At 43.4% G+C, this 12,369-nt stretch carries 7 protein-coding genes, 3 tRNA genes and 1 pseudogene; 7 read left to right on the plus strand and 4 right to left on the minus strand.

Going from position 1 to position 12,369, the window contains the following annotated elements; translation table 11 throughout:
• Positions 1–193 precede the first annotated feature (193 nt).
• Positions 194–4,150 (plus strand): Ig-like domain-containing protein, encoded by a 3,957-nt coding sequence (locus tag AB5618_RS09390; protein ID WP_148462368.1) that lies wholly within the window; start codon positions 194–196, stop codon positions 4,148–4,150.
• Between the two features lie 251 nt (positions 4,151–4,401).
• On the opposite strand, the gene AB5618_RS09395 is transcribed toward AB5618_RS09390, so the two are convergent.
• The 3 genes from AB5618_RS09395 to AB5618_RS09405 all read right to left on the minus strand — a co-directional run bounded on the left by AB5618_RS09395 (position 4,402) and on the right by AB5618_RS09405 (position 4,714).
• Positions 4,402–4,473: transfer RNA gene (locus AB5618_RS09395), tRNA-Glu, on the minus strand.
• 48 nt (positions 4,474–4,521) lie between these two features.
• Positions 4,522–4,593: transfer RNA gene (locus AB5618_RS09400), tRNA-Glu, on the minus strand.
• Between the two features lie 49 nt (positions 4,594–4,642).
• Positions 4,643–4,714, minus strand: a tRNA-Glu gene (locus tag AB5618_RS09405).
• 467 nt (positions 4,715–5,181) lie between these two features.
• Here AB5618_RS09405 and AB5618_RS09410 point away from each other — a divergent pair.
• Positions 5,182–7,107, plus strand: a complete 1,926-nt coding sequence (locus tag AB5618_RS09410; RefSeq protein WP_148462366.1) for a type IIA DNA topoisomerase subunit B — start codon at positions 5,182–5,184, stop codon at positions 7,105–7,107.
• 105 nt (positions 7,108–7,212) lie between these two features.
• On the opposite strand, the pseudogene AB5618_RS09415 reads toward AB5618_RS09410, so the two are convergent.
• Positions 7,213–7,293: pseudogene (locus AB5618_RS09415) on the minus strand (DUF6783 domain-containing protein); the annotation flags it as partial.
• 32 nt (positions 7,294–7,325) lie between these two features.
• Here AB5618_RS09415 and AB5618_RS09420 point away from each other — a divergent pair.
• From AB5618_RS09420 to AB5618_RS09440, 5 genes are all read left to right on the plus strand, one after another.
• Positions 7,326–9,572, plus strand: a complete 2,247-nt coding sequence (locus AB5618_RS09420; protein WP_368366709.1) for a DNA topoisomerase (ATP-hydrolyzing) subunit A — start codon at positions 7,326–7,328, stop codon at positions 9,570–9,572.
• A gap of 330 nt (positions 9,573–9,902) precedes the next feature.
• Entirely contained in the window at positions 9,903–10,367 is a 465-nt protein-coding gene (gene rimP, locus AB5618_RS09425; protein ID WP_118578686.1) for a ribosome maturation factor RimP, read from the plus strand.
• A 150-nt stretch (positions 10,368–10,517) separates the two neighbouring features.
• Positions 10,518–11,726 (plus strand): transcription termination factor NusA, encoded by a 1,209-nt coding sequence (nusA, locus tag AB5618_RS09430; RefSeq protein ID WP_148462362.1) that lies wholly within the window; start codon positions 10,518–10,520, stop codon positions 11,724–11,726.
• Positions 11,710–11,985: an RNase P modulator RnpM gene (locus AB5618_RS09435; protein ID WP_148462361.1), complete on the plus strand. Its 276-nt coding sequence runs from the start codon at positions 11,710–11,712 to the stop codon at positions 11,983–11,985. The genes nusA and AB5618_RS09435 overlap by 17 nt, the downstream gene beginning before the upstream one ends.
• A complete protein-coding gene (locus AB5618_RS09440) occupies positions 11,975–12,295 on the plus strand; it encodes a ribosomal L7Ae/L30e/S12e/Gadd45 family protein (RefSeq protein ID WP_148462358.1) in 321 nt (106 codons plus the stop codon). The genes AB5618_RS09435 and AB5618_RS09440 overlap by 11 nt, the downstream gene beginning before the upstream one ends.
• Positions 12,296–12,369 lie beyond the last annotated feature (74 nt).

Below are 12,369 nucleotides of genomic sequence, written 5' to 3' on the forward strand. Positions count from 1 at the left end.
AAGTTGAAGTGAATTAGGAAAAATAAGGAAAGCCGCTGTATTGTGATGTGAGATTATAATACGGAGGCTTCCTTCGTTTGTTTGCAAAATTTAACCAAAATGTACTTGAAATAGAAGAAAGAATATTTTATTATTAAATTAGTCCAGTTTATCACGGTAAACCGGAAAAATATTTTAACGAAGGAGGAGCATTATGAGTAAGAAAATGTGGAAAAAGCTTTCTACACTTTTGCTTATGGTTGTTATGGTGTTGACTATGAGCCTTTCGGTCCAGGCAGCAGCCGTAAAAATGAATAAGGCAAAAGCAACCCTGTATCCAGGCCAAAAAGTTACACTCAAGGTTACAGGAACCAGTAAAAAAGCAAAATGGTCCAGCTCAAATGCAAAAGTAGCAAAAGTAAGCAAAGGTAAAGTTACCGCAGTGAAAAAAGGTAAGGCTACGATCAAAGCCAAAGTAGGAAAGAAGACCTACACCTGTAAGATTACGGTAAAAGCACCGGCTCTGAGCCAGAAAAAGCTGAATGTAACAGTTGGCTCAAAAGCAACTGTAAAGCTGCATGGAACAAAGATCAAATCTGTATCCAGCAGTAATAAGAAAGTTGCGACTGTTACCAAAAAAGGTGTGATCACAGGTAAAAAGACAGGAAAATGTACCGTTACATTTAAGGGTGCGAATGGAAAAAGCTACAAATGCACAGTAACTGTCAACGTAGCCCCAACTGCAACCCCGGCACCAACCGCAACTCCAGTGCCAATTGCGACTCCGGCACCAACCGCAACTCCGGTGCCAACTGCAACTCCGGCACCAACCGCGACTCCAGTGCCGACTGCAACCCCGGCACCAACTGCAACTCCAACCCCTACTCCAATTACTCAGCAGGTGGTTTCCACTCAGGCTGAACTGAATGCAGCACTCGCTTCTTCTAATCCGGATCTGAAAGAAGTAGTAATTGAGCAGAGTGGAGCAAGCAGCTTCGAAATTCCAAAGGAAGACAAGTCTGATTTAACACTTGTAGTAAATGCACCAAACGGCGAAGTTGTCAACAATGGTAATTTCAAAGAAATTGTAATCAAAGCAATTGCATCCAATACCTTTATTGAGAAAGCAACTGGCAATAACATTATATTCCAGGCAGCAACCGGACGTGTGGCAATTGATGAAGGCGCAAGCGCAAACATCGAAGTAAACAAAGGTGAGTCCGAAGCACCAAAGCTTGATCTGGTAAATAACGGAACTGTATCCGAACTTACCCTGTCCACAAAGGCAGATGTAAATGTATCCGGCAAAATTACTGCAACGGCAATTCCTGTTACCAGTACGGCTTCAGCAGGGGGAAGTACCATTTCCACCAGTCAGAACCTGAATCTGAAAGCAGAGAGTAAGGTAGAACTGACACTGAACGCAGGTGCAGAAAGCACAACAGCTGCTGTATCTGACGTAGCTAATATTCCAGATGTAAAAGGTCTTGGAAAAGTTCAGGTAAAAGATTCTGATTCAGGTAAAATTCTGGATACAGTAGTGGCAGAGAAAGATGAAAATGTGGCAGTTAATAAGGTTTCTGTAACCGGTAACGTAAAAAATGCAGGGGATAACACTGCATTTTCCGGTGCTTCTGTATATCTGTTAAACTATGTTGCAGGAATCAATGCAGGAAATGTTTCCCAGTATCTGACTGCAGAAAATAAAGTGGCAGATACAGCTGAAGACGGAAGTTATGCGTTTGAAGCAGAATGGGGAAATTATTATCTGGTAGTTGTTGCAGACGGATACCGCACTGCATTACAGACTGTAGAGATCACAAGTGCAAATGAAAACTCATTCAGCTGTGAGCCAATCAGCCTTGTAGCTGGCGGCGAAGATGAGACAGGCAGCGTGGATCTTACATTTGTAGATGCTGCAACAGGAAGCGTTATTGATTATGCAGTTGCCCTTGAAATTCGTGAAGGAGCAAACAATGTTTCTGGAAAAGTATTAAAAGAGATTGCAGTAGATGCGTCTGAAAATGGAAAATGCACAATAGAAGAGCTTCCGATCGGAACGTACACCATTCAGGTAGTATCAGCAGATGCAAAGTCTGAAATTGTTGCTGCGCCGTTCAGTGTAACAGTAGTAAGCGGACAGACAGTAACCAAGACCTTCTCTGTAACGAGGATTATCAATGATGACCAGATTCGTTTCGTTCTGAGATGGGGCGATGAGGAGTCTGACGCACCTTCTGACCTTGATTCTCATCTGGTTGGTCCAAAAGCAAGCGGAAATGGTAAATTCCATACCTATTATTCGGATAAGACATATGGAGATACAGACACACAGGAGAATTATGTGACCTATGCAGATCTGGATGTAGATGATACAGATTGGGAAGGACCAGAGACAACCACAATTTACAAACAGACGGCAGGAACTTATAGTTTCTATATTTATGATTTTACAGATCAGTCTGATGAAGAAAGCACCAACATGTCTAACAAGTCTGGTGCAATTGTCACAGTTTACAGAGGAAGTACCCTTCTGAATACATTTAGTGTACCGACTGGTCAGGCTGGAAATCTGTGGCATGTGTGCGATTATGATTCTGTTACTGGCAGGGTAACCGGTATTAATACAGTTGGTTACTGGCCAAATGGTGGAAGCGATACTGTTGGTATGTCTGAGACTGATGTTTTGAAAGCAGAATTGGACAGAAAAATCAGCGAAGTATCAAAACAGAAAGCGGCTCTTGTAGATAATGCATTTAAGGCTGACCTTGATATCCTCCTTTCTGAAGCAAAGAGTGTGAATAGTACTTCAGATAATATAGATGACATTAAGGCAATGATTCAGAAGCTGAATGATATTATAGATGCCATTGACAGTGTTTCAAATGTGGAAAATGTTATAATAGACGGTGAGTACGCTGACTATGAGAAAGTGTATAATGATGAAGAAGACTGTGATGGAATCCTAATCCGCGGCAAAGGTGAAAATATTGGAAATCTGGAAATAACTTTTGCAAACGAAAATGGAGAAAAGGCAGATGTTCAAGTAGCAGATGTATCTGGTCAAGATTATGTAAAAATGGTTACGGCTACTAATGCTAAATATGGTATCTCTAGAGTTTGGAAAATCTTTTATGAAATGGATTTAAGAGAAATATTCAGCCTCAATGAAGATGATATTGTAGGTAGTATGATTACGCGGGTTGATATTGAAACCTATGATACCAGTGGATGGATGGCAATTTATGGAGTTTCAGAGTCCTTGCCAGAATTTACAGTAAATACAGCTGAGGGTATTGAATATACAATTAGCGAGGATGATGGAAGTCATGAATGTGATGTAGTAATTACATTAACATCCGGAGAAAAAACTTTTAAATATTATGTTGAATATGAAAGAGACTTTAAACTTGTACGTCCGGACAGAATTTCTGGAAAAGGTATTGTTTCATATTCTGTAAGTAATATTAACAATATTATTAGTGTAACAGGAACGGAAGCAACGTTGACAGACTTGTCTGTAACAAATGATGACGAAAATAAATCTGTACAGATTAACAAGGATGAACAGGGCGTTGTAAAAGAAATTGTAGTAACAAACAGCAAATATAATATTACTGTTACATATTCGGTTAAATACACAATGTTAGAAGCTTCTGCAATTGAGTGTGACACTGAGTATGAAGTATCTCTGGAGGAAGGCGAATATGCGGATTATACGTTTGTACCGGAGAAAACAGGTTGGTACAATATTAAAAATATAACTTCTGATTATAGTGATGTATATATTGAACTGTACAAGAATGGAATAAGAGTTGATTATTCTAGTGACGGTTTCGTTGAAGATGCATATCTGCTGGCTGGTGAAACTTATTATTGCAGAATAAGACAATTTGAGAATGAGAACGGTGTTTATACGTTTACGTTCAAAGTGATTTTTGCAGGGGATGACGTGGATATGCTCTCTTTACCAGAATCTGACGGATTCACTGATGAAGCAGTAGTAGCAGATACCGAAGGAACCGCATTTGGTGACGAGAGTTTCGTAGAAGAGGGCGAAAGCACACCAGAGGCTGACGGATTTACAGCTGGTTCCGGTGATTTCACAGAAAATGCTGGAGAAAGCATTGAGGCAGATGCAGACGACTTCGCTTCCGAAGATTTCCAGTAAAAACTAAAATCCTGACTTTATACTTGTAAAGCCGGATCAAGGGTGCCGCAGGGCAGACTGATATAGCAGTCGCGCTGCGGCACCTTTTTGAAAAAAAAGAATTTAACAATATTTATGGGAACTTGTTTTTCCATAAGAGTGAATGGAGTTGGTTTCTTGTTTAAACTATAGAAAAATGCAACAATATACAAAAAAACTTTCATAAAATCTGGTAAACAAAAAAACTTCCGAATCACTTCGGAAGTTTCTAGCAGCCAGTACGAGAATCGAACTCGTGTTTTCGCCGTGAGAGGGCGACGTCTTAACCCCTTGACCAACTGGCCATGCAAGCGGTATGCTTAACATATATATTCAATTTGTAGAAAACAGAGCAGCCAGTACGAGAATCGAACTCGTGTTTTCGCCGTGAGAGGGCGACGTCTTAACCCCTTGACCAACTGGCCATGTAAGCGGTTCGCTTAACATATGTATTCAATTTGTCGGAAAATAAAGCAGCCAGTACGAGAATCGAACTCGTGTTTTCGCCGTGAGAGGGCGACGTCTTAACCCCTTGACCAACTGGCCTTGTCAACCGACTCGCTTAGTATATCTTACTTTGCAGGAGAATGCAAGCACTTTTTTTATTTTTTTTGCGAAAAATTGAAAAACTCCGAAAAAAGCCAGGAAATAAGCGGGTTTGCGGTGTCAAAAAAATTTTAAACAAAATAGAAAACCCAAATTTTACTTGCAAAAATACCATAAACTGGGGTATGATATAGAACGAATGTTTGAACAGAAGATAAGAATGGAAAAGAAGCGGACATACTGTCCGCTTTTCACAACCATTGGAATAAATGCTGAAGCCCAGACAGTGCATCATGAAATGTAGAGCTGTAAATGAAATGAGCAGTTATTTCGTGCACTTACAAGTTGATTTCTCGAACAATCCTGTCGGTACACTGGATGCATAAAAGAAGAATTTGGGACAGCAGAGTCTGAAGTTACTGTTCACTGGTAACAGTCTGAATGATAGTAAGAAAGGAATTAACACCATGGCAAAGAAAGACACTTACGACGCGGGTAGTATTTCTGTCCTGGAAGGATTGGAAGCTGTTCGGAAACGTCCGGGAATGTACATCGGAAGCGTATCCAGAAAAGGTCTGAACCACTTGATCTATGAGATCGTGGACAATGCGGTAGATGAACATCTGGCCGGTTACTGTTCTGAAATTGAAGTAACACTGGAGAAAGACGGCTCCTGTACGGTCACTGATAATGGACGAGGAATTCCGGTAGATATGCATGCGAAAGGGGTATCTGCAGAGCGTCTTGTATTTACCACCCTCCATGCAGGCGGTAAATTTGACAACTCTGCTTATAAGACAAGCGGTGGACTTCATGGCGTTGGTTCTTCCGTTGTAAATGCCCTGTCCACATATCTGGATATTAAGATCAGCCGTGATGGATTTGTACATCACGATCATTATGAGAGAGGTATCCCCACGATTGAACTGGAAGAGGGACTTCTCCCCAGGCTTGGCAAGACCAGACAGACCGGAACCTGCGTGAATTTTCTTCCGGACCCGGAGATTTTTGAAAAAACAAGATTTTCATCCACAGAAGTAAAGAGCCGTCTCCATGAGACTGCATACCTGAATCCCAACCTTACCATTCATTTCATGGATCTTCGTGGTGATACTCCTGAAGATATCACTTATCATGAGCCAGATGGAATCGTGGGATATATCAAAGACCTGAATCACAATTCCGAAGCCCTCCACGAACCGATTTATCTGAAAGGAGAAGCTGACGGAATCCAGGTAGAAGCAGCATTTCAGTACACCAACGAATTTCGTGAGAACGTACTTGGCTTCTGCAATAATATTTACAATGCAGAAGGCGGCACTCATCTTACCGGATTTAAAACAACCTTTACAACGGTGATGAATACTTACGCTCGTGAGATCGGTATTCTGAAGGAAAAAGATGCTAATTTCACAGGAGCGGATATCCGTAATGGAATGACAGCGGTTGTTTCCATCAAGCACCCGGAGCCACGCTTTGAGGGGCAGACCAAGACCAAACTGGACAATCAGGATGCAGCCCGCGCCACGGGAAAAGTAATGTCTGAGCAGCTGGTACTCTATTTTGACCGAAACCTGGAAACCTTGAAGACCATTTTGTCCTGTGCGGAAAAGGCCGCCAAGATCCGTAAGACAGAGGAGCGTGCCAAGACCAACCTTCTCACCAAGCAGAAATATTCTTTCGATTCCAATGGAAAGCTTGCCAATTGCGAGAAAAAAGATCCTTCACTTTGTGAAATCTTTATCGTAGAGGGAGATTCCGCTGGCGGTTCTGCAAAGACTGCCAGAGATCGTAATTACCAGGCAATTCTTCCGATCCGCGGTAAGATCCTGAATGTGGAGAAAGCCACCATTGACAAGGTGCTTGCAAACGCAGAGATCAAGACTATGATCAATGCATTTGGATGCGGATTTTCCGAAGGCTATGGAAACGACTTTGATATCACCAAACTTCGTTACGACAAGATCGTGATTATGGCCGATGCGGATGTGGATGGTGCTCATATTTCCACACTTTTACTTACTTTATTCTATCGTTTTATGCCGGAACTGATCTATGAGGGACATGTTTATATTGCCATGCCCCCTCTTTACAAAGTAATGCCGAAGAAGGGTGCCGAAGAGTACCTGTATGATGATAAGGCACTGGAAAAATACCGCCGCAGTCACAAGCCGGGAAGCTTTACCCTCCAGAGATACAAAGGTCTTGGAGAGATGGATGCCCAGCAGCTTTGGGAGACAACCTTAAATCCGGAAACCCGGAGAATGAAACGGGTGGAAATTGAGGATGCCCGTATGGCTTCCAGCGTGACGGAAATCCTGATGGGAAGCGATGTGCCGCCAAGAAAGGCATTTATTTACGAGCATGCAACTGATGCAGAACTGGATATTTAAGAAGGCTGAAATCCGAAAGAGCAGAATTTTTCGGACGAAAAAGCAGAATATGGTCTGAACGTAATATAGAAGAGTATTTTGCAAGAGGAGAACCTCAGATTTTAGCTTGGAGTGTGTTTGAAAAATGCTTTCTGCAAGATGTGCGTCACAATTTGTGGGAGATTGCAGGAATGATTTTTTAAACAGGCTCCAGAGTGTGTTTGAAAGGAAAACAGATTATGGAAACAAAGCAGGAGAATGTAATTGCCACGGACTATGCGGACGTGATGCAAAAATCCTATATAGATTATGCCATGAGCGTTATCATTTCCAGGGCACTTCCGGATGTCCGCGATGGTCTGAAGCCGGTACAGCGAAGAACCCTGTATGATATGTACGAGCTTGGGATCCGTTACGACCGTCCATATCGTAAGTGCGCCCGTATCGTTGGAGATACCATGGGTAAATATCACCCTCACGGGGACAGCTCTATTTATGAAGCACTGGTTGTAATGGCGCAGGATTTCAAGAAGGGCAAAATCCTGGTAGACGGTCATGGAAACTTCGGCTCCATTGAGGGAGACGGTGCCGCTGCCATGCGATATACAGAGGCAAGACTGGAGAAACTGACCCAGGAGGTTTTTCTGGCAGACCTTGACAAAAATGTAGTGGACTTTATGCCAAACTTCGACGAGACAGAGAAGGAGCCTCAGGTGCTTCCGGTGAAGATTCCCAACCTTCTGGTAAACGGTGCAGATGGTATCGCCGTAGGTATGGCCACCAGCATTCCGCCTCATAACCTTGGGGAGGTTGTGGATGCAGTGAAGGCTTATATAAAGAACAACGACATCAGTGTGAAAGGCCTGATGCGTTATCTGAAAGGACCGGATTTCCCTACAGGCGGTCTGGTTGTAAATAAAGATGATCTTCTGAATATTTATGAGACCGGAAGCGGCAAGCTCCGTCTCCGCGGTAAAGTGGAAGTGGAAAAAGTAAAAGGCGGTCGCCAGCAGCTGGTGATCACCGAGATTCCGTACACCATGATCGGTGCCAATATTGGAAAATTCCTTAACGACGTAGCCTCCCTTGTAGAAACCAAGAAAACCACAGATATTGTGGATATTTCCAACCAGTCCTCCAAGGAAGGAATCCGTATTGTACTGGAACTGAAAAAGGATGCAGATGTAGAGAATCTCACCAACATGCTCTACAAGAAAACCAGACTGGAAGACACCTTCGGAGTCAATATGCTGGCTGTTGCAGACGGACGTCCGGAAACCTTAAGCCTGAAGCAGGTGATTGAGCACCATGTGGATTTTGTGTTCGAAGTAACTACCCGCAAGTACAAGACTCTTCTGGGAAAAGAGCTTGAGAAAAAGGAAATTCAGGAAGGCCTTATCAAAGCCTGTGATGTAATCGATCTGATCATTGAGATCCTTCGAGGCAGCAAGAGCCGTGACCAGGTTAAAAAGTGTCTGGTAGAGGGTATCACAGAGGGAATCAGATTCAAGTCAAAAGCCAGTGAGAAAGCTGCAAAGAATCTGAAATTTACGGAGAATCAGGCTACAGCCATTCTGGAAATGCGTCTGTATCGTCTGATCGGACTGGAAATTGAGGCACTTCAGGCAGAGTATGACCAGACTATGAAAAATATTGCTTCTTATGAAGATATTCTGAACAACTATGATTCCATGTGTGAAGTAATTATTGAAGAACTTGACGGAATCAAAAAAGAATACAGCACCAAGAGAAGAACTGTGATCGAGAACGCAGAAGAGGCAGTTTACGAAGAAAAGAAGATGGAAGAGACAGAGGTCTGCTTCCTTATGGACCGCTTCGGCTATATGCGCCTTATTGATAAGAATGCTTATGAGAGAAACAAAGAGGCTGCCCATGCAGAGAATAAATTTATTTTTACCTGTATGAATACAGACAAGATCTGCATTTTCACAGATATGGGACGCATGCATTCCATCAAAGTGGCAGACATTCCGCTGGTGCGCTTCCGTGACAAGGGAACTCCGGCTGATAACCTGAGTAACTACGACAGCAGCCAAGAGCAGATCCTTTATGTGGCACCTGTAGGACAGGTGAAATTATCCACCCTGTTGTTCGTGACTAAGACCTCCATGTGCAAGCTTGTCGCAGGTGAGGAATTCGATGTGGCAAAGAGAACGATTGCATCTACCAAGCTGGGAGAAGAGGATCAGCTGATCTTTGTAGGTACTGCAGATGAAATGGAACAGGTGGTGTTCCAGAGTCAGAATGGCTATTTCCTCCGTATCCTGAAAACGGATGTTTCTACTATGAAGAAGACCTCTGTTGGTGTAAGAGGAATGAAGCTGGGGGACGGGGATGTTCTTGAGCATGCCTATCTGGTGGAACCGAGACAGGAGTACACCATTCAGTATCACGACAAGCCGTATGCATTGAACAAGGTAAAGCTGGCCAAACGTGATACCAAAGGTATGAAGCCCAGAATCTAAGCAGCAGATTATGAAGAAAAGGCTGTTATACAGGTTGTGAAGCGGAAGCTCAAAAGAGCTGAGAGTAAAAGCTGTTGCTGGTGAAATAAACTTAACAATACTGTCAAAATGGGTTAAAACCTTGTAAAATGGGCATTTATAAGAAAAAGCCCTTGCAATTTGGATTTAAAGGTGTTAGAATAATACAAGAAATCAGAACTTGTTGACAAAGGAGTGGGCGTGAGCCCACTCTTTTTGATGATAAGGACCAGAGCGGCATTCGCAGGTGATAACCGCGAATACCGGATTAGAGCGTGTTTGAAAAAGGCTCTAGAGAGGCAGGTGGGAAAAATGAGCAGAAAAGAAGAGTATGAACAGAAAGCAGAAGCATTGTTATCTCCGATCGTAGAAAGCAATGGATTCGAACTGGTAGATGTGGAATATGTCAAGGAAGCAGGAAACTGGTATCTTCGCGGCTACATTGACAAACCAGGTGGAATCACAGTGAATGACTGCGAGACAGTAAGCAGGGCTTTCAGCGACAGGCTTGACGAAGATGATTTCATCGAGGACAGCTACATCATGGAGATCAGCTCTCCGGGACTTGACAGACCTCTGAAGAAAGAAAAAGATTTTGCCAGAAGCATTGGCAAACTGGTAGAAATCAGAACCTACCGGCCAATCGAGAAACAGAAAGAATTTTGTGGTGAACTGACAGCATATGATAATAACAGTGTGACCATTGATGAGGAGGGAACTCCACGCACTTTCGATAAGAAAGATATCGCACTGGTGCGTCTGGCAATTGATTTTTAAGTTACCATGAAAGTCCGGGCCGGCAGCTGTGGGAGTACCACAGGCGCGGAACAGCTGACTTTCATATAGGAAGATGCTGCCAGTAGGCGACATGTCCGATTTAAGAAATAAGCGATTATGCTGGAAAGCAAAAAGGAGGAAATAAGAAAAATGAACAAGGAGTTAATGGGTGCTCTGGACGAACTGGAACGCGAGAAAAATATCAGCAAGGAAACTTTGCTGGATGCCATTGAGCAGTCCCTGATCCAGGCATACAAGAATCATTTTGGAAAAGCTGACAATGTACATGTTACCATTAACAGAGAAACAGGCGATTTCAGTGTATATGCAGACCGCAAGGTTGTAGAATTCGTAGAAGATCCTGCTGAAGAGGTTTCTCTTGTAGAAGCACAGAAGCAGAATACCAATGCAGAGGTTGGCGATATCCTGAAGGTACCGGTTCACTCTGACAAATTTGGCCGTATTGCAACACAGAATGCAAAGAACGTAATCCTTCAGAAAATCCGTGAGGAAGAGCGTAAAGTTCTGTTTGACCAGTATCACGGCAATGAGAAAGAGGTTGTTACCGGCATTGTACAGCGTGTGGTAGGACATAATGTAAGCGTAAATCTTGGCAAGGCAGATGCAATCCTTGCTGAGAATGAGCAGGTGAAGGGTGAGACCTTCAAGCCTACTGAGAGAATCAAAGTGTATATTCTTGAGGTAAAGGATACACCGAAGGGACCTCGTATCCTTGTTTCCAGAACACATCCTGGCCTTGTAAAACGCCTCTTTGAGTCTGAGGTTGCTGAGGTGAAGGACGGAACTGTTGAGATCAAGAGTATTGCCCGTGAGGCAGGTTCCCGTACCAAGCTGGCAGTATGGAGCAACGATCCTGATGTAGATCCGGTTGGAGCATGTGTTGGTGTAAATGGTGCCCGTGTAAGTGCGATTGTAAATGAGCTCCGCGGTGAGAAGATTGATATCATCAACTGGGATGAGAATCCTGCAATCCTGATCGAGAATGCATTAAGCCCGGCGAAGGTAATCGCTGTTATGGCAGATCCGGATGAGAAGACTGCACTTGTTGTGGTTCCGGATTACCAGCTTTCCCTTGCAATCGGTAAAGAAGGACAGAATGCACGTCTTGCAGCACGTCTGACTGGATTTAAGATTGATATCAAGAGTGAAACCCAGGCAAGAGAGTCCGGCGACTTCTATGATTATGACGAGGATGACGATGAGTACTATGAGGATGACGAGTACGAAGAGTCTGAGGAGTCCGCTACAGAAGAAATTTCTCAGGATAGCGAAGAAACAGCTGCCGGTGAAGAGTCTGAAGAGACTGAGGATGCGGTAGAGAATGAAGACGAAGAATAAAATTCCCATGCGCCAGTGTACTGGCTGCAGAGAAATGAAGAATAAAAAAGAAATGATCAGGGTGTTGAAAACCGCAGAGGATGAGATCGTTCTGGATGCTACAGGCAGGAAAAACGGTCGCGGAGCCTACATCTGCAAGAGCCGTGAGTGCCTGGAGAAAGCCAGAAAAAATCACGGACTGGAGCGTTCTTTGAAAGCAGCTATCCCGGATGAGGTTTATGATAGCCTTGAGAAGGAGTTTGATAGTATTGAAGAATAATAAAGCACTGTCCCTGATCGGACTTGCAACAAAGGCCGGAAAGACAGTCAGCGGAGAGTTTTCCACTGAGAAATCCATTAAGACCGGCAAAGGATATCTGGCAATCGTAGCCGGAGATTCTTCTGATAACACCAAGAAGAAATTCCGGAACATGTGTGAATTTTACGAAGTGCCCTTGTATATCCTTTCAGATAAAGAAACGTTAGGGCATGCCATGGGTAAGGAATTCCGTGCCAGCCTGGCTGTACAGGACTGGAATTTTGCAGAAGCTATTATGAAGGTGCTGCAGGATGAGGGGAAGGAGCTTTAGAGCATACCACTGTTGTCTGAGAAAACGACCTGAACCAAAGAGGAAAAAGCGTTCCAGGGAATGCTTTTAAATGT

Origin of the sequence: Ruminococcus sp. J1101004sp1_RTP21198st1_B9_RTP21198_201120 (assembly GCF_040924245.1) — a bacterium.
In the GTDB taxonomy this organism is placed as follows: domain Bacteria; phylum Bacillota; class Clostridia; order Lachnospirales; family Lachnospiraceae; genus Blautia_A; species Blautia_A faecis.